This is a genomic window from Phyllobacterium myrsinacearum, assembly GCF_014138285.1.
GTDB lineage: Bacteria > Pseudomonadota > Alphaproteobacteria > Rhizobiales > Rhizobiaceae > Phyllobacterium > Phyllobacterium myrsinacearum_A.
The window spans coordinates 72,846-95,104 of the sequence record NZ_JACGXN010000013.1 but is presented as its reverse complement, the minus strand read 5'-3'; the positions used below and the strand labels follow the sequence as shown (position 1 = coordinate 95,104).

Here is a 22,259-nt window from a genome sequence, read left to right as displayed (position 1 = left end):
TGTTGTATCCTATTGAAAACAAAGGGTTTTCAGCTGTGTATTGCGGTGCCTCCGGTTGGCTTTTGCGTTGAAAAGCCGCTATAAGATGAAGATTGATTCTATACGAAAGATGAGTGCCTCGTGTCTGAACTAACCCCACCATCCGGCCCAGAAGACGATAAACCAGGCGGAAATTTTGGTATTGAGCCAATTTCCATTATCGAGGAGATGCAAAGCTCCTATCTCTCCTATGCCATGAGCGTGATTGTCAGCCGCGCGTTGCCCGACGTGCGCGACGGTCTGAAGCCGGTACATCGACGCATCCTGCATGCGATGAACGAAATGGGCCTGTCCTGGAACAGATCCTACCGTAAATCAGCCGGTGTCGTCGGTGAAGTCATGGGTAAATTCCACCCGCATGGCGATGCCTCGATTTATGATGCGCTTGTGCGCATGGCGCAGGATTGGTCTCTGCGCGATCCGCTGGTCGACGGGCAGGGCAATTTTGGCTCTATCGATGGCGATTCACCGGCGGCGATGCGCTACACCGAATGCCGTCTTGAAAAAGTGACGGAATCCCTGCTTGAGGATATCGACAAGGAAACCGTCGACTTTCAGGACAATTATGACGGCCGCGAACAGGAACCGGTGGTTCTTCCCGCTCGTTTTCCAAATCTTCTGGTCAACGGCTCCGGTGGTATTGCCGTCGGTATGGCGACCAACGTTCCGCCGCACAATCTGGCTGAAGTTATCAATGGCTGTATTGCCCTGATCGACAATCCGCTGATTGATCTGCCGGAACTGATGGAAATCATTCCGGGCCCGGACTTTCCGACAGGCGGCATTGTTCTCGGCCGTTCAGGCATTCATTCCGCTTACAGCACCGGCCGCGGCTCAATCTTGATGCGCGGCAAGGTCGCTATCGAGGCCATGCGCAACGATCGCGAAGCTATCATCATCACCGAAGTGCCTTATCAGGTGAACAAGGCGACGATGATTGAAAAGATGGCCGACCTTGTGCGTGAAAAGCGCATCGAGGGTATCTCCGATATCCGCGATGAGTCGGACCGTGACGGTTATCGCGTGGTCGTCGAGTTGAAGCGTGATGCCGTTGCTGACGTCATCATCAACCAGCTCTATCGCTTTACCCCGCTGCAGTCGTCATTCGGCGCCAACATGGTGGCGCTCAATGGCGGCAAGCCGGGTCTGTTGAACCTGATGGACATTTTGCGCGCGTTTGTTGCCTTCCGCGAGGAAGTCGTCAGCCGCCGGACGAAATTCCTGCTGCGCAAGGCGCGTGACCGCGCGCATGTCTTGGTTGGTCTGGCCATCGCCGTTGCCAATATCGATGAGATTATCGCACTGATCCGCCGGGCACCCGATCCGGCAACAGCGCGCGATCAGTTGATGGAGCGCCGCTGGCCTGCCAACGACGTGGCACCGCTGATCACGCTGATCGCTGATCCGCGCCATACACTCAATGACGACAACACCTATAACCTGTCGGAAGAGCAGGCGCGTGCCATTCTCGATCTGCGTCTGCAGCGCCTGACGGCCCTCGGCCGTGATGAAATCGCCGATGAACTCAATAAGATCGGCGTTGAAATCAAGGATTACCTCGAAATCCTCGCGTCGCGCCTGCGCATCATGACCATCGTGAAGGACGAGCTCGCTGCCATTCGGGACGAATTCGGTACGCCACGCCGCACGGAACTGACCGATGGCGGCGCGGATATGGATGATGAGGATCTGATCGCCCGGGAAGATATGGTCGTGACCGTCAGCCATGCGGGTTATATCAAACGCGTTCCACTGACGACCTATCGCGCACAGCGCCGCGGCGGCAAGGGCCGTTCCGGTGTGACCATGAAGGACGAGGATTTCGTCACACGGTTGTTTGTGGCCAATACCCACACGCCAATGTTGTTCTTCTCCTCCCGCGGTATTGTTTACAAGGAAAAGGTCTGGCGCCTGCCGATCGGTACGCCGCAGTCACGCGGCAAGGCATTGATCAATATGCTGCCGCTTGAACAGGGTGAGCGCATCACGACAATCATGCCTTTGCCTGAAGATGAGGCAAGCTGGACCAATCTCGATGTCATGTTCGCCACGACGCGCGGTACCGTGCGCCGTAACAAGCTGTCCGATTTCGTTCAGGTCAATCGCAACGGCAAGATTGCGATGAAGCTGGAAGAAGAGGGCGATGAAATTCTTGGCGTCGATACCTGTGACGAGTTTGACGATGTGCTTCTGACCGCTGCCGGCGGCCAGTGCATTCGCTTCCCGGTTACCGACGTGCGTGTCTTCGCTGGTCGTAACTCCATCGGTGTTCGCGGCATTACATTGGCCAAGGGCGATACACTTATCTCAATGGCAATCCTTGCCCACGTGGATGCAAGCCCGGCTGAACGTTCTGCTTATCTCAAGCAGGCAGCTGCGGACCGGCGTGCACAGGGTGCGGATGATGTTGAGGAAATCGCGCTGGTTGGTGAAGAGGCCACCGATGTAGCTGATCTCAACGCCGAGCGTTATGCGGAACTGCGGGATCGTGAAGAGACCGTCCTGACAGTCAGCGAATATGGATATGGCAAACGCTCGTCATCCTACGAGTTCCGCGTTTCCGGACGCGGCGGCAAGGGTATTCGCGCAACGGATACATCGAAGACAGATGAAATCGGCAAGCTTGTCTCGCTGTTCCCCGTCGAGGCGTCGGATCAGATACTGCTTGTATCCGATCGCGGTCAGCTGATCCGCGTACCGGTCAACGGCATTCGCGTCGCCGGACGCTCCACAAAGGGCGTGACGATCTTCAATACGGCCGATGGCGAGAAGGTTGTTTCAGTCGAGCGAATTTCGGAAACGGACAGCGATGACGAAGAACTCGAGGCAGTAGCGACTGATGAAGCCGGAGCGGAGATAGCAACTCCGGAAAACGGTTCTAACGAAGGTTAGAACCGCTGGCGGTCACTATGACCATTCATGGGATAAACACCAAAGCGGGATGTCTTTACTTTGGCTTCCCGCTTTCTGTTTTCTTCCATCATCATGACGACAGCGGAAACCATCATCGCGATCATCATGCCGACGCTAAGAAGAATAAACATCATTGGTCCCTTCAATCTTCGGCTTTCTTATGGTTAACAACGCCCCGAGAGCCAAAAGGTTTCATTTTCAGAGGTCTTTATAGTTAACGGCAACTGAATGCTTGCTGATTGCCCCGTTCATCTTCCATTCATGTAAGAAATAAAGGCTGGCGTTTCCAACCATTGAAAGCGCCCGATAAAACGGCTAGGAGACGGTATGACAATCGCAATTTATGCCGGATCCTTCGACCCGATCACCAATGGACATATGGATGTCCTGCAGGGTTCCTTGCGCCTTGCCGACAAGGTTTTCGTTGCTATCGGTATTCATCCGGGCAAGGCGCCGCTGTTTTCCTTTGCCGAACGCGTGGACCTGATCAATCGGGTGGCTGCGGATGTTTTCGGCAAGGACAGTGAACGGCTCGAAGTCATTTCTTTTGATGGATTGCTGATCGATGCAGCTCGCAAGTACGGGGCTTCGCTGATGGTGCGGGGCCTGCGTGACGGTACTGATCTCGATTATGAAATGCAGATGGCCGGGATGAACGGCAAGATGGCGCCGGAACTGCAAACAGTATTCCTGCCGGCTGATCCTTCCGTTCGCACGATTACTGCCACATTGGTCCGCCAGATTGCGGCCATGGGTGGTGAAGTCCAGCACTTTGCTCCCGCTCTTGTCGCCGAGGCGCTCAAGGCCAAATTCAAATAGGGCTTTCTTCTAATCCCGATCCGTTGGAGACTTTCATGTCCGTATTTCGCACTGCGCTTCTTGTGGCGGCCGTTTCTTCCCTGTCTTTTGCATCGCTGAGCCCAAGCTGGGCCGATGATGCGAACACAATGACGATCAAGCTCAAGGATGGCGACGTCAAGATCGAACTGCGCCCCGACCTTGCTCCCAAGCATGTCGAGCAGATCAAGGCGCTCGCCAAGGAAGGCGCTTATAACAGCGTCGTGTTTCACCGCGTCATTCCAGGTTTCATGGCCCAGACAGGCGATGTGCAGTATGGCAACACCGAGAAGGGCTACAATCAGGCCGCCGCTGGAACCGGTGGTTCGAAGCGTCCGGACCTGCCTGCCGAGTTCTCGAAGGAACCATTCGTGCGCGGCACTGTTGGCATGGCACGTTCATCCAACCCCAATTCGGCCAATTCCCAGTTCTTCATCATGTTCGACAACGGGTCATTCCTGAATGGCCAGTATACGGTTGTCGGTAAGGTGACGACCGGCATGGAAAACGTCGACAAGATCAAAAAAGGCAACGAGGCGCAGAACGGCGCTGTCGATAATCCGGATAAGATGGTCAAGGTTACCGTCGGTTCGGCAAAATAACACACACAACAGGAGATGCCGGAAATGGCTTATAAAGATCCAGAAAACACGATTTTGCTCGAAACCACCAAGGGCAATGTTGTCATTGAACTTTACCCTGATCTGGCACCCGGCCACGTCGAGCGGATCAAGGAACTGGCACGCGAAGGCGCTTATGATGGCGTTGTATTCCACCGCGTCATCGATGGTTTCATGGCTCAGACCGGCGACGTGAAGTTTGGCAAGCAGGGCGGTTCGTCCTTCAATCCGTCACGCGCCGGCATGGGTGGGTCCGACAAGCCTGATCTGAAAGCAGAGTTTTCCAACGCCAACCACGGCCGTGGCGCTTGCTCGATGGCCCGTTCGCAGAACCCTAATTCCGCCAATTCCCAGTTTTTCATCTGCTTCGACGATGCAGCCTTCCTGAACCGTCAGTACACGGTCTGGGGCCAGGTCATTGAAGGCATGGACAACGTTGACACGATCAAGCGCGGCGAGCCTGTGCAGGATCCGGATTCGATCGTTTCCATGCGCGTTGCTGCAGACGTCAAATAAGATCGCCTTGATATACCATGCGTGTTGATCTTTTCGATTTTGATCTGCCGGAAGAAAACATCGCATTGAGACCTGCAGAGCCGCGCGATTCCGCGCGGCTTTTGCTTGTGAAGGCGGATGCTTCCGGATTTGAGGATAGCAGTGTCCGCCATCTGGCTGATTTTCTGCGCCCGGGTGATGCGCTGGTTTTCAATGATACCAAAGTGATACCCGCACAACTTGAAGGTTTTCGCGAGCGTGAGGGCGTGAAAGCCCAGATCAGCGCGACGCTGCATATGCGCACGGGTCCGGATCGCTGGAAAGCCTTCCTGCGCCCGGCAAAACGGGTCAGGCAGGGTGAGCGGATCGATTTCGGTCACGGCAACAATGCCTGTCTTCTGGGGTCGTTGCAGGCAACAGTCGCGGAAAAGGGCGATGCGGGCGAAGTGCTGCTGGTGTTTGATTTCAGTGGTGCCGATCTTGATCAGGCGATAGCGGCCGTCGGCCATATTCCGCTCCCACCCTATATCGCATCAAAAAGAGCCGAGGATGGCCGCGATAAAGAAGATTATCAGACTGTTTATGCCCGCGAGGAAGGTGCTGTCGCTGCCCCTACGGCGGGCCTGCACTTTACGCCCGCGTTGCTGGATGATTTGAAAAAGCGCGGCATCGAAGAACATTTCGTTACGCTGCACGTGGGCGCGGGTACATTTCTCCCTGTTAAGGCTGACGATACGACGGACCACAAGATGCATGCGGAAATCGGTCATGTGGACCAGAGGACGGCAGACGCATTGAACGCCGTCAAGGCGCGGGGTGGCCGTGTTGTCGCTGTGGGTACTACCTCGCTGCGTCTGCTTGAAAGCGCGACGAGCGAAGACGGTGTAGTCAAGGCTTGGTCAGGTCCAACGGATATTTTCATCACGCCGGGTTATAAATTCCGTGCGGTTGATCTGCTGATGACCAATTTCCATCTGCCACGGTCAACCCTGTTCATGCTGGTGTCAGCCTTCAGCGGTTTCGAGCGCATGCATGCGGCTTATGCTCATGCGATCAAAAATCACTACCGCTTCTATTCCTATGGCGATGCAAGCCTGTTATGGCGATCGGCATCATGACAGAAAACTTTGAATTCAAACTGATCGCATCCGATGGCAAGGCCCGGCGTGGTGAAATAACCATGCCGCGCGGCACTGTCCGCACGCCAGCCTTCATGCCGGTGGGTACAGCCGGAACGGTCAAGGCCATGTATATGGATCAGGTTGCGGATCTCGGCGCCGATATCATTCTTGGCAATACTTATCACCTCATGCTGCGACCGAGCGCCGAACGCATCGCGAAACTGGGCGGGTTGCATGATTTTGCCCGTTGGCCTGGACCGATCCTGACGGATTCCGGTGGTTTTCAGGTCATGTCGCTGGCGCAGTTGCGCAAGCTCGATGAAAAGGGCGTGACTTTCCGTTCCCATATTGACGGGCGCGCCTATGAGATGAGCCCGGAACGTTCCATCGAGATACAGGGGCTGCTGGATTCCGATATCCAGATGCAGCTGGATGAATGTGTTGCCTTGCCCTCAACGCCGAAAGATATCCAGCGTGCCATGGAGCTGTCGCTGCGCTGGGCGGAGCGCTGCAAGACGGCCTTTGGCAATCAGCCCGGGAAAGCCATGTTCGGCATTGTACAGGGCGGCGATGTGCCGGATCTGCGCATTCGTTCGGCACAGGCACTGAAGGCGATGGATCTGAAGGGATATGCGGTTGGCGGTCTGGCGGTCGGCGAGCCGCAAGAAGTCATGCTCGATATGCTTGATGTGACCTGTCCGGAGCTTCCGGCGGAAAAACCCCGCTACCTCATGGGCGTCGGCACACCCGATGACATCCTGAAATCTGTCGCACGTGGCATCGACATGTTTGATTGCGTGATGCCGACACGGGCAGGGCGGCACGGCCTCGCCTTTACCCGCCGCGGAAAGGTCAATCTGCGCAATGCGCGCCATGCGGATGATCCGCGCCCGCTGGATGAGGAATCCTCATGCCCTGCCGCGCGCGACTACAGCCGCGCCTATCTGCATCATCTGGTCAAATCGGGTGAAGCGCTGGGCGGCATGCTGCTGACGTGGAACAATCTGGCCTACTATCAGCAACTTATGCAGGGTATCCGTGGTGCCATTGAAGCGAAGCGTTTCGAGGCATTCAGTGAAGAAACCCAGGGGACTTGGGCCCAGGGCGATATCCCGCTCCTTGCTTGATCATCCCGTTGCGGGTTGGCAAGTCTTGTCGGGGTCACACGGCGCAAAAAGTTGGCGCAGCCCGTCAATCGCCGTAATCTGGTCTTCGTGGGTGAGGGTATCCATATCAAACAGCTTCAGGCTGCGCAGACCCTCTATGGTCAGAAAAGCGATGAGGGCCATGGTCGGGTCCTCCGAGTTCTCTTTCATGCGGTCCAGCAATTGTTTGTTGTAGCGCCGGATCGGATCAATGAAACTCGGGTCGTTGGCGATGGCAGCCAGAATGCCTGACGGCTCAGGCTCGTTCAAAACGAACTCTGCACGATAAACCTCGATACAGGCCTGAACCACACTGTTCACCTTGTGGTTTCGCTTGGCCTCCTGCATGCGCAGTGATTCGTCAAACTCGGCCACATGGTGCTCGACAAGCGCTTCCAGCAACTTGGCCTTGGTCGGAAATGTGTAAAGCAATCCACCTTTTGAGAGTCCCGCTCGGCGTGCGACCGCATCAAGGGAGAGGTGGACCGGGCCAACCTCCATGGCAATTTCCGCAGCTGCCTGCAGAATTTTATCTTTTGTAGTGAGAACGGCCGCCCGCATTCTGCTCTTTCTTTAAAACTTTAGTCCCATAAGGAATCCCGTTTCTATTGACTTTACCGTCCGGACGGTACAGTAAAGTGGCCGTGGCAATCAAGTCCACATCACGTTATTCTCATTTGACAGGCTGGCAACGAACTTTGCTGGCCATTGTTTTGTTCCGGAGCGGTTCCCCATGATAAAGCGCTACATTCTACCCGTGATCATTTTGCTTTTGGTCGTGGTGCTTGCTGGAGGACTAGTCTGGTTCAATTATTTCCGCGAGGGAATGATCAAGCAGTTCTTCGCCACCATGCAGCAGCCGGCGTCACCTGTTTCGACCTATACTGTCGAACCGGGTGTATGGACGCCGAATATCGAGGCTATCGGGTCTGTCAGCGCCATTCAGGGCGTGAATCTGGCCGTTGAAGTCGCTGGCATTGTGAAGGAGATTCCATTCACAGCCAACCAGATCGTGGAGCAGGGCGCCGCGCTTTTGCAGCTCGATGATGCCATCGAAAAGGCCGATATCGTGGCCGCCAAAGCCCAGGATGTCCTCAATGACCAGACATTGGTGCGCGCCCGTACGTTGAATACCCGCGGTGTTGGTGCGGAATCAAACGTGGACACAGCGCAGGCTGCATCGCTCGCCAAGAAGGCTGAAATAGCCAAATTGCAGGCCGTCATGGAACAGAAGCTGCTGAAGGCGCCGTTCAAGGGCACGGTCGGTATTCCGCAGATCGAGCAGGGTCAGTATCTATCGCCGGGCACGGTTGTCGTCTCGTTGCAGGACCTGTCCACCATGCGCGTGGACTTTACGGTCAACGAACAGAACCTCAACCAGATTCACATCGATCAACAGATCACGATCAGCCTTGCGGACACGAATGAGACCTATGCTGGCCAGATCACTGCTATCGAGCCTCGTATCGACCCCGCGACGCGGCTGGTTTCCGTCCGGGCAAAGGTGGAGAATGCCGACGGTAAATTGCGTCCCGGCCAGTTCGCTCAGGTTCGGGTCACGCTGCCCAAGGAGGACAACGTCTACACCTTGCCGCAGACTGCGCTCGTCTCGAGCCTTTATGGCGACTACATTTTTGTTCTTCGTCCTGAAGAAAAGAAAGAAGATCCTGCAAAAGCAGCCGATGCCGCCAAGCCTGCAGACACAGCCAAGCCAGCCGATGCTGCAAAACCAGCTGACCCTGCTGCCAAGAAAGAAGAGAGATTCGTTCTTGCACAGGTTTTTGTCACCCCGGGACGCCGTTCAGGTCTTCTGGTGGAGATTACCAAGGGTATCAAAAAGGGTGATGTCGTTGTGACGGCAGGTCAAAATCGTTTGAACGCCGGTGGAGCTGTAACAATTGCCAACGCCGTCAATCCAGCCAACACCACAGATGCGGGACTGCCAACAAAATGAATTTCTCAGAAATATTCATTCGCCGTCCAGTTCTGTCGACGGTAGTCGCTCTGATGATCATCCTGCTTGGTGCCCAGGGACTGTCGAACCTTGCGGTTCGCGAATATCCCAAGGTCGAAGAAACGGTCATCACGATCACAACAACCTATGCCGGCGCGAGCGCGGATCTGATGCAGGGATTTATCTCTTCACCGATCGCGAAGGCTGTAACCACGACTGAAAACATCGACTACGTCACCTCGTCATCGGCACCGTCATCGAGCACGGTTACCGTGCAGATGAAACTGGGTGCTGATCCGGACGCGGCGCTGACCGAAGTTCTTTCCAAGGTGAATCAGGTCCGTGGTGACCTGCCGACAGAAGCCGATGATCCGGTTATCAAGAAAGGTACAGGTCAGGATTTCGCGACCATGTATCTGGCCGTGCAAAACCCGAACATGAGCAGCGAGCAGATCACCGAGTATCTGGAACGCGTTATCCAGCCGCGCATGTCGACAATTCAGGGCGTTGCCGATGCGCAGATCCTGGGTGGTCAGGTGTTTTCGATGCGCGTGTGGATCGACCCAATTCAGTTGGCTGCACGCAAGACCACGGCGTCGGAAGTATTGACAGCAATCCAGCAATCAAACTTCCTGTCTGCACCGGGCAAGATCGAAAATCTCTACGTCGCGTCGCCCATCACGTTGAAGACCACCTTGCAAACGCCCGAGGCTTTTGGCGCTATGCCGATCAAGTCTGACGGCGCCAATATTGTGCGTTTGCGCGATGTTGCACGCATTGAGCTCGGTGCGGTCAACAAAGACACGGTTGTTACGTTCAATGGGTCAAGCGGCACATTTCTCGGTATTTTCCCGACGCCTGCCGCCAATCCGATCGATATGACGGCTGCCGTGCGCAAGGAATTGCCATCGATTCAGGCCACGCTTCCGGAAGGCATGTCCATTTATATGCTTTACGATTCGACAGAGCAGATCAGTTCGTCGATCTATGAAGTGTTCAAGACCATCGGCGAAGCGGTTCTCATCGTTGTTGCGGTGATCCTGCTGTTCCTCGGATCGTTCCGTTCCGTCATTATTCCGGTTGTCACCATTCCCATTTCATTGGTTGGTGTATGTTTCTTCCTGTTCTTGCTTGGGTATTCGATCAATCTGCTTTCACTGCTGGCGATGGTTCTGGCGATCGGTCTTGTCGTCGATGATGCGATCGTGGTGCTTGAAAACATCCATCGTCACATCGAAGAGGGACTCAAACCGGTCGATGCCGCGCTGAAGGGAATGAAAGAAATCACCGGCCCGATCGTGGCGATGACCGTTACACTGGCTGCTGTGTTTGCGCCGCTTGGTTTTACCGGCGGCCTCACAGGCGCGCTCTTCCGTGAATTTGCCTTCACACTGGCCGGTGCGGTTATTATTTCGGGTGTTGCCGCCTTGACGGTCTCACCAATGATGTGCGCCTTGCTGCTGAAAAGTGGTAATCACAGCCGTTTCCAGCGGATTGTTGATAATAGCTTCAGTTGGCTGGAAGGTTTTTATGAACGACGTGTGGCAGGATCGCTGAGTTTTCGTCCGCTAACCCTGTTGATCGTTATCACGCTTGTGGCGTTGACAGGATTCCTGTTCACCAAGACGTCGTCCGAACTGGCTCCCGAGGAAGATTCAGGCGCTCTGTTCGCAGTCGTCAATGCACCACAATATGCCACGTCTGACTACACCAAGCTTTATGCCGACCAGATCGACGCATTGACCAAGGATCTTCCTGAGATCAAAGCCAGGTTCAACATCCTCGGCCTGGGTACGACGAACTCGGCATTTGCGATCTGGGTGTTCAAGGACTGGACGCAACGCGATAAGTCACAGAAACAGCTGCAGCAGGAGTTGCAAGGCATCATCAGCCCGATGGCCGGTGCGCAGGCCTATATTTTTGCACCGCCGACTTTGCCTGGAACAGGTGGCGGTCTGCCGATTTCGATCATCATCCAGTCGACCGGTCCGGCCGACAAGGTGTTCGAAGTGGCTGAGGACATCAAGAACAAGGCGCAGGCATCAGGCAAGTTTATCATTGTGCAGAACTCGCTGTCCTTCAACGCACCGCAGGTTACGGTCACGATTGATCGCGACCGTGCGTCGGCTCTGGGTGTCCCAGTCAGTGAAATCGGTCAGACGCTCGGGCTTCTGGTCGGTGGCGGCAAGATCGCGAAGTTTGATCGTGACTCCAACAGCTACGACATCATCCCGCAAGTGCCGCAGGACTTCCGCTCCAATCCGGAAAACCTTGGCAAATACTTCGTCAAAAGTGCGTCGGGCGACATGGTGCCGTTGTCAGCAGTCATCAAAGTCACCGAGAATGCGTCTCCGGCTGCGATCGAGCAGTTCAATCAGCTGAACTCGGCAACGATTTCTGCGCTTCCCATGCCGGGCGTTACGACAGGTGAAGGTTTGCAGACTGTGGTTGATACGGCGCGTCCACTGCTGCCAAATGGCTTCTTCCTGGACTATTCCGGTCAGTCGCGTCTTGAAATCGAGCAGGGAAGCACGATCCTGATTGCCTTCGTGCTTGCCGTTGTCGTGATCTACCTTGTGCTTGCGGCACAGTTCGAAAGCTTCCGCGACCCGTTCATCATCATGATGTCGGTTCCACTGTCGATTTTCGGTGCGATTGTTCCGCTCAATATGGGGCTTGGTACACTGAACATCTATACGCAGGTTGGATTGATCACCCTCGTGGGACTGATTACCAAGCACGGTATTTTGATGGTGGAATTTGCCAACCAGCAGCGTGAACTGCACGGGATATCGCGGCATGACGCGATTATTCTTGCGGCCAAGACACGCCTGCGCCCGATCCTGATGACGACAGCGGCCATGGCACTCGGCGTTATCCCGCTGATCACCGCGACCGGTGCCGGCGCAGCAGCCCGTTATTCCATTGGTCTGGTGATCTTCTCCGGAATCTTGATCGGCACGATCTTTACGCTCTTCGTGGTGCCCATGTTCTACACCTTCATTTCCCACAGGGATGACAAGGTGGAGAAACCGGTGACACCGGCGTCAAGTGGGGATCCGGAACCAGTTCATTCGTGATCGGCTGAAGACCCGTCAAAAAGAAGCCTCCGAACCATGTCAGGTTCGGAGGCTTTGTCGTTGTGAATGGCTCGTATCGTCAGGCCCGCTTAACGGCGCGAAGAATGACGAGCAATATTACAGCACCGATCGTGGCTGCGATGATGGAACCCAGAAGCCCGGCTCCCAGCGATATGCCCAGACGCGGAAAGAGATATCCCGCTATGAAAGCGCCGATAACGCCGACGATCAGATCACCAATGAGGCCAAAACCGCCCCCTCGGACAAGCTGGCTCGCTAGCCACCCTGCGATCAGTCCCACTAACAGGAAAATAAGAAGTGATTCTCCACCCATAGTCGTCTCTCCACATGCCGGTTGCGTTACGATGGTCCTGTAGACCGTGGATGCCGCTCTTCATGGGCGATCCGTGACCGGCCGTAGAATCATCAGGAGGATTCTACGATGGGAAATGCATTTTGGATAACTAAACTTGTATGGGTGGCAGGTGAAAGCCACAATATCTAGTTTTGGATACGCTTCTGGCGGCGGTGGCCAAACTACGGCCCGGAAATCATTGAGCTTTTTCCAGTTCACAGAAAACGGTGGAGAGAAGACAGCAAGCGCAAAAAGCTATGCCGGCTGTGGTTTCCCATGACCGGCATAGTTTCAGACAATTCAAGAATTGCGCAATAAGAAGATTAAACCTTCTTAGCAGCGGCCTTCTTGTGAGCCTTGTGCTTGTGTGTCTTCTTGACGTGATGCTTTGCCTTTGCAGTGTGCTTAACGGCAGTTGTTGTTGCTGCAGCTGCTGCGTTGGCGCTGGAAGCTGTCAGAACTGGAGCCGAAACAGCAAGAGCGATGGCAAGGCCGAGAGCTGTGTAGAGGGACTTTTTCATAGGTCAGTTTCCTTTTGATATGGGCTCGTGGGACACAGTCGATCAGTCATCAATCGGCTGCACACCGAGCAGTTTCAACGCTTGTGCGAACGTTCTGATGCCTTGTGCCTGCTTGTTGCTGGCACAAAATCTGGTTGCCTTGCGTTGAAGCGCTCTCGCCTTGGCTGCCCGTTTTGCCTCGGCGTGTTCGGTGATGGCTTGTTGAGTTTGCTGCTGAAGTTTGCCGCAAAGCTCGGTACGGGTCAGCGTCTCATCGGCCATGGACTGTTCCATCGGCCCGGCGATAGAAAGCGCGCCGGTCAGAATGATTGTCGATATGGTCAGAACGTTACGCATAGGACCCTTCGAAGTTTTGTCTTGTTTCAATCGTGAAACAGGACCGATGTGACTGTTATCGGGCATCACTATTGCGGGCGTTTTTCCACTCTGTAGAGTTTTGTTTCTGGATTGTTTCTGAAATCGGGAGGCGGCGCTAAATCACCGGGAACTGTATATGTCTGACTGGTCAATGCGGATTTCGGACACTATCCTGTTGCCGGATAAGCAGATCAAAGCCCGCCATTGTTGAAAGATTCGCATGAAATCCGAGCCGCACATTCTGATTGTCGATGACGACGATGCCATTCGCGATTTGCTGCATGAGTTTTTAAAAAAACGCGGCATGCGTGTATCCGTCGCCAGGGACAGTGAAGAGATGCAGGTCATCTTCTCGCGCACGCCTGTTGACCTGCTGATTCTGGATGTCATGCTGCCGGGCAAGAGCGGCATGGAGATATGCCGGGACATTCGCATGCATTCGCGCGTGCCGATCATCATGCTGACGGCTATCACCGAAACCACCGATCGGGTTGTCGGGCTTGAGATGGGCGCGGATGACTACGTATCCAAGCCGTTTGATCCGCGGGAACTGCTGGCGCGGGTGAGGGCTGTCCTGCGGCGCCTTGACGGTCCGGCCATGGACCGCCGTCTTGAACCGCAGGTTTACAGATTTGCCGGGTGGACGATGGATTGTTCACGGCACAGGCTTGTCTCGCCCGATAATGTGCGTGTGGAACTGACGAGTGGTGAGTTCAACCTGCTCGAGACATTGGTGAAGAGCGCACAGCGTATGCTCAGCCGCGATCAGCTTCTGGAACTGGCGGGAAACAATGTGGCATATGGCTATGATCGCAGCATCGATATCCTGATCAGCCGCCTTCGCCGCAAGATGGAAGATGATCCGCGGTCACCCAAACTGATTCTGACAATCCGTGGCGGCGGCTATCAGTTCGTGCCGGAAGTCGTCGCGGAATGAAACGGTTTTTACCTCAGTCCTTGCCAAGCTGGATCCTGCTGATTCTGATTGCGGGGCTTATCACCACGCAGATTGCCACGCTGTCCATCGTCTCGCGCGACCGCAATGAAGGCAATAATATCCTTGAATTGTTCCGGCTGAGCGAACGTGCCTATACGCTCGTCAAGCTGTTGTATGCGGCGCCTCCGCCTGAACGGATCCGCCTTGCCACGGCCATGTCGAACGCATCCAGTCCGCTTTACATGTCAGATGATCCGGCTGTGACGTCGGCGATTGCGTCCGATGACAATCTGGCGGAACTTGAAGACGTGCTTGTTGCACGGTTCTCGGCATTTGGCGTAACGGATGCCCGGGTTCGCCGTGATTTGCCCAACAAGATTACGCCAGGAACCGCGATAAGCACCAACGCCCTCAATCCTGATGTCGGGGTTGTGGAAAAGCAGCTTTCGGATCTCGCGCAGGATTTCAGTGAGAGTGGTGGTCTGGCCGCATCGATTGAATTCAATGATGGGCAATGGCTGAACTTTGTCACACCCGTTTCGCCGATTGATCCAATTCTCACGGCGCAGACCCTTCCGTTGTTCGGATCGGTTGCAGCTGTCGTTATCATCCTGTCGATCTGGGCCATGCGCCGGCTGACGGCCCCATACCGGGCATTGGAGAGTGCGGTCAAACGCATCGGCGAGGATGTGAAAATTCCTCCGCTGCCCGAATTTGGCAGTTCAGAATACAAATCAGCCGCCCGGGCCGTGAATGCCATGCAAACACAGTTGCGCGAGTATGTGGCCGACCGTGAACAACTGGCAGCGGCATTGGCTCACGACTTGCGGACGCCGTTGACCCGCATCCGCTTGCGGCTCGAACTTCTGCGGAAATCACAACTGCGCCAGTCTTTAATGCAGGATCTCAATGATATCGAAGCAATATCGCGTTCGGTCATCGATTTCGCTACTTACGAGGTGGTCGATGAGGAGCAGGAGAAAATCGATTTCTGGTCCCTTGTCGATTCGATTGTTGATAATTATCCGGATGTCTCGTTTGAAAAGAAAAGCGCCGCATCGCGCAAGCTCATCTGCTTTGGTCGGCCGATTGCTCTGCGTCGCTGTATCACCAACCTGATCGACAATGCGATTGCCTATGGTGAAACGGCTACCGTCAGCCTCAAACCGATCGAGAATGATATTATTCTCACTATCAAGGACAAAGGGCCCGGGATTCCGCAAGCCAAACTTGATGAGGTCTTTCAGCCGTTTCGACGCGTTGAAGGTTCGCGCAACCGGCAAACGGGTGGCTTCGGTCTTGGGCTTACTATCGCCCGCAATATCGCCCGGCGCTGCGGTGGCGATATCAAGCTTGAGAATGATCCCGAAGGAGGCTTGAGGGCGGAACTCAGAATTCCTCTCGCAGCCTGACTCACCCTTCCTTCTTGGTCAGCACGAACGACTCAATGTCATCAAATATGGCATTCCAGTCATGCTCACTGATTTCCATGAAGCCGAAGAAGCGCAGCATAAAAACGCCTTCCGTGGCAATAAAAGCTATTTTTGCCCGTCGGCCAGCTTCAGTCGTTAAGTCGAAATCCGCCATTCTGGTTTTATACCACTCGCGCGTACTGCCGAGATGTTCCGGGGTCTGGATGAGGGATGCCATGAGACTGGCAGCCTTGGCGTTGGAGCTTTCGTCCGCTCTGCGCGTGGCTTCCAGATGCGCTTCTATTGGCGATATGAGGGTATCTTCAGTCAGTTTCACGACTTCCGTATCGTAGTCTTGCCCCCAACGATCCAGCATGGCGTCTATGAGCGCGCCCTTGGTGCCAAAGCAATATTGCACACCGCCTTTGGTGATCCCGGCAGCCTTCGCAACCGCATCAATGGTCAGCGCTGCAGCGCCAACCTTGCTCACCACGGCTTCCGCCGCGTCGAGAACTTTTCCCCGATCAATCGTGCGTTTACGGCCCAAATCACTTGCCCTCTTTCATTTCAATACGTTCGTATTTATATATGTGCAATGGATCCATCGGCAATCGGTTCCTTACTGCAGATATAACGGGAGCGAAGAACGCTCCAACGGTGAAAAAAATGCTACCCCAAAACCGCTGGCTCGTCCTTGCGATTGTCTCCAGCGCTCTGTTTCTCGTCGTCATTGACATGACAGTGCTTTATACGGCTTTACCGCGCCTGACCCATGATCTTCATGCCTCGGCGTCGGCCAAGTTGTGGATCGTCAATGCTTATCCCCTGGTTGTTGCTGGTCTGCTGCCCGGAGCCGGTGCACTGGGTGACCGGATCGGCCACAAGAGGCTGTTTTCCGCCGGCCTTGCAGTATTCGGCCTGGCTTCGCTGGCAGCCGCCTTTTCTCCGACCAGCGGTGTCCTCATCGCTGCGCGTGCATTGCTTGCCGTCGGAGCCGCCATGATGATGCCGGCGACGCTTTCTATCGTCCGGCAGACATTCGCCAACGAGCGCGAACGGGCTTTTGCCATCGGCATTTGGGCAGCGATCGCGTCTGGCGGTGCGGCGATCGGGCCGGTTCTCGGCGGCGTGCTGCTCGAATATTTCTGGTGGGGCTCTGTGTTTCTGATCAATGTACCGATCGTGGTCGCAGCGCTTGCCTTTACGCTTTGGATTATTCCGAACCGCGCGGGTGACAAGACACGACCCTGGGATCTCTTAGCATCGGCTCAGATCATGGTCGGGCTGGTTGGTGTGACCTATGCGATCAAAGAGTTCGCCAAGCAGCACCCCGTCTATGAAGCCGCGCTGATTGCTACCGTAATCGGGGTTATCTTCCTGTGGTTGTTTGTGCAGCGTCAAGGACGCTCAGCGCAACCGATGATCGATTTCAAGCTGTTCCGAAACCGGAGATTCTCATCCGGTGTTGCGACTGCCTTCATTGCCTCTCTCACACTCGTGGGCATGGAGCTGGTGCTGAGCCAAAGATTTCAGCTCGTTATGGGCCTGTCACCGCTTGAAGCGGGGCTGCTCATCCTCCCTGTACCGCTGGCAGCCTTTATAGCCGGGCCGCTCGCGGGACTGGCGCTGCCGCGCCTTGGATCGGAATCCATCATGTGGGCCAGTCTCGCCGCAGCGGGGCTTGGCGTGGCCAGTCTGCTCTATGTCTACGACGCAAAGCCTCTCGTGCAGATTTCAAGCCTTGTGGTTCTTGGTTTTGGGTTTGGCGCGGCCATGACGGCGGCATCGAGCGCCATCATGCTCAACACACCGGAGGAAAGCGCCGGTACAGTGGCTTCGATTGAGGAAGTTTCCTATGAGCTCGGCGGTGCAATGGGGGTTGCATTGCTCGGTAGCCTCATGTCCACGATCTACAGCATAACGTTGACCGTGCCTGACAGCATGAATGCGTCACTGATGGTTTATGACAGCCTCGATGAGGCGTTGATCTATGCGCACGGTCTTGCCCCGGATGCTGCGTCTGCTCTGATTGGCTTTGCACGGGATGCTTTCGAAAGGGCATTCACGTCGGTTATCCTCGTGGCTTCGGCCATGTTGATGCTCACGGCGATGGCGATCAAGGTTGCAACTCGGGCCGGCAGAACCTGATTTGCGGAGTTCGCTCCGGAAACGAGCAATCCGGTCAAACCGGCCGGATTGCTCGTCAATATGATTGTACTATTATGGCTGCACAACGGTCCAAGCTGAAGCAGTGTCATAGAAGAAGCGCTCTTCGATAATGCGATCTCCCTGCCAACGCTGCAGTGCAAGTTCTTCCAGACGCCGGGTCACACCGTCCTTGGCTGTCGCATCGAAAACCCACTGAATAACAACATTGTCTCCGTCTATGAGAACAGCACGGGCAGGGTGGGTGTACATGCGTTCGAGCCGGTCAAGGGTATTCTGTTCGTGGTTTTCCAACAGGTCACGACCACGGCGAGGCTCCTTGCCGGGTTCCTGCATGGATGCATTTTCATGATAGAAATCGGTAATCGCTTTTACATGATCGCCACTGACAACGGTTGCTACAAAAGCATCGACGCGGCTTCGTTCCGGCATGAGACTATTCCTTCGATTGGATGGTTTTTGCAGGTATGGGAGGTATGGTGCACCAGTGCATGACACAACTCCGGCTCCGTATAAACAAAGCTTGCTCTAGATCATCGAGCGCGACAAGCCTCCATCAATCGGGATTGCCGTTCCTGTCACATAGGCGGCTCGTTCACTGGCAAGAAAGGCGGCCACCGCGCCGAACTCATCCGGTGTCCCGTAGCGGCCGACCGGTACTTCCGCCTGGCTTTGTGCCGCAATGACTGAAACATCGACACCCTGTGTTTCGGCGTCCATGAGATCCAGCTTGCTGGTGCGTGCCGTGGCAAGGCGACCTGCGAGGAGCAGATTAACTGTTATCCCATCAGCTGCCACTTCACTGGCCAGACTTTTTGCCCAGCCAGCAACGGCAGCGCGCAATGCGTTGGATGCAGTGAGGCCCGCAATCGGTTCACGCACGCTTGTGGACGACACCACGAGAATACGGCCCCAGCGCTGCTCGCGCATTCTCGGCAGGAAATGCGCGGCAATGCGCACGCCGGAGAGAAACATGGTCTCAAACTGCGTTCTCCATTGTACGATATTGAGCGCCGCCGCCGCGAAGGGCGGCGGTCCGCCCCCGTTCAGAAGCAGGATATCGACACTGCCCATTTCCCGGTCAACGCGATCAAGCATGGCTGCCAAGGCCACCGGGTCGGCAAGATCAGCATTCACTGTAAACGATCCGGGCGAGTGCGACCGGAGTTCATCGGACGCTGTCATCAATGCTGCTTCATCACGCCCGGCAATGGCGACCGTGGCTCCGTTTTCAGCGAGTGCTCTGGCTACCCCAAGGCCGAGCCCCTTGTTGCCGCCCAGCACAAGAGCACGTTTTCCATCCAGTCCAAGGTTCATGACGATCTTCCTGTTGTTGTCAGCCAATCAGCGGACATGAATGATGGCATCGGCTTCCACCGGAACATTGAGGGGAAGACCCGCCATGCCGATCGCTGCGCGAGTATGTTTGCCTTTGTCGCCCAACACGTTCAGGAGGAATTCAGACGCGCCGTTGCCTACATTGGAAAAATCGCTGAAGCCCGCCACCGCATTGATGTAAACCGTAATCCTGGCCACCTGCACAACGCGGTCCATATCACCGTCAAGTTCTCTGCTGAGCCAGAACAGAATATTGGCCGCGCAAATCTCTGCAGCCTTTTGGGCATCTTCAATGCTGACCGCATCACCGACTTTGCCTGTAAACGCAATGTGCTCTCCGGTCTCCGGTATTTGACCCGAGACATAGACTGTTTTGTCGATGCGAGTGGCCGGGAGGAATGGCAAGCTGGCAGGCACAATATCCGGCCAGGCGTAGCCGAGTTGCTCAAAACGGTCGCGGAATGTGGTCAAGTTCACCTCTCCTTATGCTGAGGGTCACTTCTTGGCATATTGACGTATGATAATGTATCTTGATATTTCTTATATCAATATAAGGATTATTGATGGATATGAATCTCGACCCGCATCTCTTGCGGGCATTGATTGTCGTCGCTGAAACCGGCACTGTGAGTGGCGCCGCCGAGCGCCTGGCGCGCACGCAGGCGGCAGTCAGCATGCAGATCAAGCGGCTGGAAGTTGATCTCGGCACGCAGCTTTTCAAACGCACATCGCGCGGCGTGTCACTGACCGATTCAGGCGAGATTCTCGTGGCTTATGCGAGAAAGCTCATCGCGCTCGGGGAGGACGCACGCCAGCAAATCGAAGGACGGCAGCTTGTCGGCCGCGTGCGGCTGGGTCTGGTCGAAGATCTGGTGGTGACGCGATTGCCAATTCTGCTGGCGGAATTTCGCAAGCGGTTTCCACAGATAGAACTTGACCTTGTCACGGCACACAGCGGCGAACTGGGGCAGGGTCTTCAAAGTGGGAATCTGGATCTTGTTTTTGCAGATCCGGCACGGTTTACGGTTGTACCGTTTTTCCACTGGTCCCGGCAGTTGGTCTGGAGCGGCAGCCGCATGATCGATATGGGTGAGGGCGATGCGATACCTCTCATCGTGTTCGAGGGCTCATGCACCTGGCAGGACAAGACAACCGTGGCTTTTGCCAGTGCAGGCGTTGAATGGTCGGTGGCATGCCGTGTGTCCAGCTACGGCGCGCTGATCGGCGCTTTGCGTGCCGGGCTTGGATACAGCCTCATGCTGCCTGAAAGCATACCATCCGATTGCGAAACGCTTGACAGCGGAGGGCGGCTTCCGAAAGCGCCAAATGCAGATTTTGGTCTGTTCATGGCCAGGGAACCCTCCAAGATCGTCAAGGAGCTCGGGTTTTTTCTGCGAGAGAAACTTGTGCAATGATCCGCCGTGTCAGGAGCTGTCTGTTTGATGGTGCGACCGGAGCTGCCAATGCTTGACACCGGTCATCCGGTCATCTCACCTCGCGCTTAAAAAACGAGGAGGATCTCATGGGTGATACAAGCAGGAAACTTTGTCTGATCAAGGCTCCCATCAATCTTGGTCTGAGACCTTTGCGACCCGGGCATATTCCCGGAACATGGCGCGCACCCGAGGCACTGATTCAAGCTGGGCTGGTCGAGGTTTTGCAACCGCACGAGATCATGGAACTCGAGCCGCCGACCTACGTGTCCGAGCCTCAACCCAACACCAGAATACGCAATGGCGATGCCATCCGGGCCTTCAATCTTGATCTTGCCGATAAAGTGGAAACCGCTGTCCGCAATGGTTTCTTTCCTTTGGTCATTGGCGGCGACTGCACCACATTGCTTGGTTCGCTGGCCGGAACCCGGCGACTCTCTGAACTCTCCCTTGTTCATATTGATGGACACAGCGATTTCCGCCATCCGGGTAATGACGAATTCGCGCCTGGTGTCGGCGGGGCAGCAGGCATGGATCTGGCTCTGGCAACGGGCCACGGGGATACGGTTCTGACTGAATGGCCGGGAATCTCGGGCCCTCTGGTTCCAGAGGAACAGACTGTCCAGCTTGGAGAGCGTGAGAACCGCGATCCGGATTACACATGGGGTGATATCAACAATACGGCCATTACGCTCATCGATGTCTTTGCCGCCCGTGAACTTGGTCCATCAGCGGTGCTCACGCGGATCAATCAGATTCTGGATCGTAAGCCCGAGTGGAGATTCTGGGTGCACGTGGACGTTGATGTTCTTGATCAGTCCATCATGCCGGCGGTCGATTCCCCCGGCAGTCCGGGGATCGATCCTGATGAGCTTGTCGTGATCATCAGAACATTGCTTGGCGATACGCGATGCGCAGGTATGAACGTCACCATCTTCGATCCGGATCTGGATCCGGATGGCAAGCTGGCAAAGTTTCTCGTTTCATTCATTGATGACGCATTGTCATAGAAATTTTCGGTAAACTACGAATCCGGAGTGTTCGGCTACCTTGTTGTAGAGTTCCATGGCGGTGTGGTTGGTTTCATGCGTCAACCAATAAACACGTGGTGATCCCGCAAGCTGTGCCCGTTCGTAGACGCCGTTGATCAGCGCCCTGCCAACGCCTTTGCCGCGGGCTGCCTCATTGGTGAACAGGTCCTGTAAGTAGCAGTTTGGCGCAATCGATGTGGTGCTGCGATGAAAAATATAGTGTGTCAGGCCCACGAGTTTTCCGTCAACCTCGGCGACGAGGGCATTCACCGGCTCATAGGCGTCAAAGAAGCGTTCCCAGGTCATCCGCGTAATGTCGGGTGCCAAAGCCGTCGGGCCAGAACGGCCATAGAAAGCGTTATAGCCATCCCAGAGGGGGAGCCACTGATCATAATCCTGACGGGTGACGGGACGGATCGAGAGAGCGTCGGTCATTTTTATTCCTGTATTGGATCAACCGTGTTTTCGCTCGTGAAGTTAAATCACCCGCAGGCAAACCGACAGG

At 55.3% G+C, this 22,259-nt stretch carries 23 protein-coding genes; 13 read left to right on the top strand and 10 right to left on the bottom strand.

Translation table 11 applies throughout. The features are described from left to right. Positions 1-207 precede the first annotated feature (207 nt). A complete protein-coding gene (gyrA, locus tag FHW16_RS24590; protein ID WP_210278268.1) occupies positions 208-2,931 on the top strand; it encodes a DNA gyrase subunit A in 2,724 nt (907 codons plus the stop codon). Here the strand turns inward: gyrA and FHW16_RS24585 are convergent. After that, on the bottom strand, positions 2,928-3,086 hold the full coding sequence (locus FHW16_RS24585; protein WP_182551925.1) for a hypothetical protein: 159 nt from the start codon (positions 3,084-3,086) through the stop codon (positions 2,928-2,930). The two genes, gyrA and FHW16_RS24585, sit on opposite strands and share 4 nt — an antisense overlap. A 193-nt stretch (positions 3,087-3,279) precedes the next feature. On the opposite strand from FHW16_RS24585, the gene coaD reads away from it, so the two are divergent. From coaD to tgt, 5 genes are read left to right on the top strand one after another with little or no spacing between them, the layout of a single operon-like run. Further along, on the top strand, positions 3,280-3,771 hold the full coding sequence (gene coaD / locus FHW16_RS24580; protein ID WP_182551924.1) for a pantetheine-phosphate adenylyltransferase: 492 nt from the start codon (positions 3,280-3,282) through the stop codon (positions 3,769-3,771). 35 nt (positions 3,772-3,806) lie between these two features. After that, the gene (locus tag FHW16_RS24575; protein ID WP_182551923.1) at positions 3,807-4,391 is read left to right on the top strand and encodes a peptidylprolyl isomerase; all 585 of its coding nucleotides are present in this window, start codon (positions 3,807-3,809) and stop codon (positions 4,389-4,391) included. 24 nt (positions 4,392-4,415) lie between these two features. Then, positions 4,416-4,925: a peptidylprolyl isomerase gene (locus FHW16_RS24570; RefSeq protein ID WP_182551922.1), complete on the top strand. Its 510-nt coding sequence runs from the start codon at positions 4,416-4,418 to the stop codon at positions 4,923-4,925. A 17-nt stretch (positions 4,926-4,942) separates the two neighbouring features. Then, a complete protein-coding gene (queA, locus tag FHW16_RS24565) occupies positions 4,943-6,022 on the top strand; it encodes a tRNA preQ1(34) S-adenosylmethionine ribosyltransferase-isomerase QueA (protein ID WP_182551921.1) in 1,080 nt (359 codons plus the stop codon). Continuing rightward, positions 6,019-7,152, top strand: a complete 1,134-nt coding sequence (tgt, locus tag FHW16_RS24560) for a tRNA guanosine(34) transglycosylase Tgt (protein WP_182551920.1) — start codon at positions 6,019-6,021, stop codon at positions 7,150-7,152. Before queA ends, tgt begins: the two co-directional genes overlap by 4 nt. On the opposite strand, the gene FHW16_RS24555 is transcribed toward tgt, so the two are convergent. Further along, positions 7,153-7,731 carry a TetR/AcrR family transcriptional regulator gene (locus FHW16_RS24555; RefSeq protein WP_182551919.1) on the bottom strand — a complete coding sequence of 193 codons (579 nt, stop codon included), beginning with the start codon at positions 7,729-7,731 and terminating at the stop codon, positions 7,153-7,155. 172 nt (positions 7,732-7,903) lie between these two features. Between FHW16_RS24555 and FHW16_RS24550 the strand changes: the two genes are divergently transcribed. Both FHW16_RS24550 and FHW16_RS24545 read left to right on the top strand, forming a co-directional pair. After that, entirely contained in the window at positions 7,904-9,124 is a 1,221-nt protein-coding gene (locus FHW16_RS24550; RefSeq protein ID WP_182551918.1) for an efflux RND transporter periplasmic adaptor subunit, read from the top strand. Then, positions 9,121-12,204 (top strand): efflux RND transporter permease subunit, encoded by a 3,084-nt coding sequence (locus tag FHW16_RS24545; RefSeq protein ID WP_182551917.1) that lies wholly within the window; start codon positions 9,121-9,123, stop codon positions 12,202-12,204. The genes FHW16_RS24550 and FHW16_RS24545 overlap by 4 nt, the downstream gene beginning before the upstream one ends. A gap of 79 nt (positions 12,205-12,283) precedes the next feature. Here the strand turns inward: FHW16_RS24545 and FHW16_RS24540 are convergent, their stop codons facing one another. The 3 genes from FHW16_RS24540 to FHW16_RS24530 all read right to left on the bottom strand — a co-directional run bounded on the left by FHW16_RS24540 (position 12,284) and on the right by FHW16_RS24530 (position 13,416). Then, positions 12,284-12,538 carry a GlsB/YeaQ/YmgE family stress response membrane protein gene (locus FHW16_RS24540; RefSeq protein ID WP_182551916.1) on the bottom strand — a complete coding sequence of 85 codons (255 nt, stop codon included), beginning with the start codon at positions 12,536-12,538 and terminating at the stop codon, positions 12,284-12,286. A 344-nt stretch (positions 12,539-12,882) separates the two neighbouring features. Then, entirely contained in the window at positions 12,883-13,080 is a 198-nt protein-coding gene (locus FHW16_RS24535) for a hypothetical protein (protein ID WP_182551915.1), read from the bottom strand. Positions 13,081-13,122: 42 nt separating this feature from the next. Beyond that, on the bottom strand, positions 13,123-13,416 hold the full coding sequence (locus tag FHW16_RS24530) for a hypothetical protein (RefSeq protein ID WP_182551914.1): 294 nt from the start codon (positions 13,414-13,416) through the stop codon (positions 13,123-13,125). A gap of 241 nt (positions 13,417-13,657) precedes the next feature. Between FHW16_RS24530 and FHW16_RS24525 the strand changes: the two genes are divergently transcribed. Both FHW16_RS24525 and FHW16_RS24520 read left to right on the top strand, forming a co-directional pair. Further along, complete coding sequence (locus tag FHW16_RS24525; protein ID WP_182551913.1) at positions 13,658-14,374, top strand: response regulator; 717 nt, start codon at positions 13,658-13,660, stop codon at positions 14,372-14,374. After that, positions 14,371-15,786 carry a sensor histidine kinase gene (locus FHW16_RS24520; protein WP_182551912.1) on the top strand — a complete coding sequence of 472 codons (1,416 nt, stop codon included), beginning with the start codon at positions 14,371-14,373 and terminating at the stop codon, positions 15,784-15,786. Before FHW16_RS24525 ends, FHW16_RS24520 begins: the two co-directional genes overlap by 4 nt. Position 15,787: 1 nt before the next feature. Here the strand turns inward: FHW16_RS24520 and FHW16_RS24515 are convergent, their stop codons facing one another. After that, on the bottom strand, positions 15,788-16,333 hold the full coding sequence (locus FHW16_RS24515; protein WP_182551911.1) for a TetR/AcrR family transcriptional regulator: 546 nt from the start codon (positions 16,331-16,333) through the stop codon (positions 15,788-15,790). A gap of 119 nt (positions 16,334-16,452) precedes the next feature. On the opposite strand from FHW16_RS24515, the gene FHW16_RS24510 reads away from it, so the two are divergent. Beyond that, the gene (locus FHW16_RS24510; protein WP_182551910.1) at positions 16,453-17,934 is read left to right on the top strand and encodes an MFS transporter; all 1,482 of its coding nucleotides are present in this window, start codon (positions 16,453-16,455) and stop codon (positions 17,932-17,934) included. 72 nt (positions 17,935-18,006) lie between these two features. On the opposite strand, the gene FHW16_RS24505 is transcribed toward FHW16_RS24510, so the two are convergent. The 3 genes from FHW16_RS24505 to FHW16_RS24495 all read right to left on the bottom strand — a co-directional run bounded on the left by FHW16_RS24505 (position 18,007) and on the right by FHW16_RS24495 (position 19,761). Further along, positions 18,007-18,384, bottom strand: a complete 378-nt coding sequence (locus tag FHW16_RS24505; RefSeq protein ID WP_182551909.1) for a nuclear transport factor 2 family protein — start codon at positions 18,382-18,384, stop codon at positions 18,007-18,009. A 96-nt stretch (positions 18,385-18,480) separates the two neighbouring features. Further along, a complete protein-coding gene (locus FHW16_RS24500) occupies positions 18,481-19,269 on the bottom strand; it encodes an SDR family oxidoreductase (RefSeq protein ID WP_182551908.1) in 789 nt (262 codons plus the stop codon). Between the two features lie 27 nt (positions 19,270-19,296). After that, a complete protein-coding gene (locus FHW16_RS24495; RefSeq protein ID WP_182551907.1) occupies positions 19,297-19,761 on the bottom strand; it encodes a RidA family protein in 465 nt (154 codons plus the stop codon). A gap of 92 nt (positions 19,762-19,853) precedes the next feature. Between FHW16_RS24495 and FHW16_RS24490 the strand changes: the two genes are divergently transcribed. Further along, on the top strand, positions 19,854-20,705 hold the full coding sequence (locus tag FHW16_RS24490) for a LysR family transcriptional regulator (protein ID WP_182551906.1): 852 nt from the start codon (positions 19,854-19,856) through the stop codon (positions 20,703-20,705). Positions 20,706-20,812: 107 nt separating this feature from the next. Continuing rightward, the gene (locus FHW16_RS24485) at positions 20,813-21,733 is read left to right on the top strand and encodes an arginase family protein (RefSeq protein ID WP_182551905.1); all 921 of its coding nucleotides are present in this window, start codon (positions 20,813-20,815) and stop codon (positions 21,731-21,733) included. On the opposite strand, the gene FHW16_RS24480 is transcribed toward FHW16_RS24485, so the two are convergent. Then, a complete protein-coding gene (locus FHW16_RS24480) occupies positions 21,728-22,189 on the bottom strand; it encodes a GNAT family N-acetyltransferase (RefSeq protein WP_182551904.1) in 462 nt (153 codons plus the stop codon). The two genes, FHW16_RS24485 and FHW16_RS24480, sit on opposite strands and share 6 nt — an antisense overlap. Positions 22,190-22,259 lie beyond the last annotated feature (70 nt).

Excerpts from the sequence above, each read along its gene's own strand:
- gyrA (WP_210278268.1), top strand. The coding sequence starts at position 208 with ATGCAAAGCTCCTATCTCTCCTATGCCATGAGCGTGATTGTCAGCCGC.
- FHW16_RS24585 (WP_182551925.1), bottom strand. The coding sequence starts at position 3,086 with ATGATGTTTATTCTTCTTAGCGTCGGCATGATGATCGCGATGATGGTT.
- coaD (WP_182551924.1), top strand. The coding sequence starts at position 3,280 with ATGACAATCGCAATTTATGCCGGATCCTTCGACCCGATCACCAATGGA.
- FHW16_RS24575 (WP_182551923.1), top strand. The coding sequence starts at position 3,807 with ATGTCCGTATTTCGCACTGCGCTTCTTGTGGCGGCCGTTTCTTCCCTG.
- FHW16_RS24570 (WP_182551922.1), top strand. The coding sequence starts at position 4,416 with ATGGCTTATAAAGATCCAGAAAACACGATTTTGCTCGAAACCACCAAG.
- queA (WP_182551921.1), top strand. The coding sequence starts at position 4,943 with ATGCGTGTTGATCTTTTCGATTTTGATCTGCCGGAAGAAAACATCGCA.
- tgt (WP_182551920.1), top strand. The coding sequence starts at position 6,019 with ATGACAGAAAACTTTGAATTCAAACTGATCGCATCCGATGGCAAGGCC.
- FHW16_RS24555 (WP_182551919.1), bottom strand. The coding sequence starts at position 7,731 with ATGCGGGCGGCCGTTCTCACTACAAAAGATAAAATTCTGCAGGCAGCT.
- FHW16_RS24550 (WP_182551918.1), top strand. The coding sequence starts at position 7,904 with ATGATAAAGCGCTACATTCTACCCGTGATCATTTTGCTTTTGGTCGTG.
- FHW16_RS24545 (WP_182551917.1), top strand. The coding sequence starts at position 9,121 with ATGAATTTCTCAGAAATATTCATTCGCCGTCCAGTTCTGTCGACGGTA.
- FHW16_RS24540 (WP_182551916.1), bottom strand. The coding sequence starts at position 12,538 with ATGGGTGGAGAATCACTTCTTATTTTCCTGTTAGTGGGACTGATCGCA.
- FHW16_RS24535 (WP_182551915.1), bottom strand. The coding sequence starts at position 13,080 with ATGAAAAAGTCCCTCTACACAGCTCTCGGCCTTGCCATCGCTCTTGCT.
- FHW16_RS24530 (WP_182551914.1), bottom strand. The coding sequence starts at position 13,416 with ATGCGTAACGTTCTGACCATATCGACAATCATTCTGACCGGCGCGCTT.
- FHW16_RS24525 (WP_182551913.1), top strand. The coding sequence starts at position 13,658 with ATGAAATCCGAGCCGCACATTCTGATTGTCGATGACGACGATGCCATT.
- FHW16_RS24520 (WP_182551912.1), top strand. The coding sequence starts at position 14,371 with ATGAAACGGTTTTTACCTCAGTCCTTGCCAAGCTGGATCCTGCTGATT.
- FHW16_RS24510 (WP_182551910.1), top strand. The coding sequence starts at position 16,453 with ATGCTACCCCAAAACCGCTGGCTCGTCCTTGCGATTGTCTCCAGCGCT.
- FHW16_RS24505 (WP_182551909.1), bottom strand. The coding sequence starts at position 18,384 with ATGCCGGAACGAAGCCGCGTCGATGCTTTTGTAGCAACCGTTGTCAGT.
- FHW16_RS24500 (WP_182551908.1), bottom strand. The coding sequence starts at position 19,269 with ATGAACCTTGGACTGGATGGAAAACGTGCTCTTGTGCTGGGCGGCAAC.
- FHW16_RS24490 (WP_182551906.1), top strand. The coding sequence starts at position 19,854 with ATGGATATGAATCTCGACCCGCATCTCTTGCGGGCATTGATTGTCGTC.
- FHW16_RS24485 (WP_182551905.1), top strand. The coding sequence starts at position 20,813 with ATGGGTGATACAAGCAGGAAACTTTGTCTGATCAAGGCTCCCATCAAT.
- FHW16_RS24480 (WP_182551904.1), bottom strand. The coding sequence starts at position 22,189 with ATGACCGACGCTCTCTCGATCCGTCCCGTCACCCGTCAGGATTATGAT.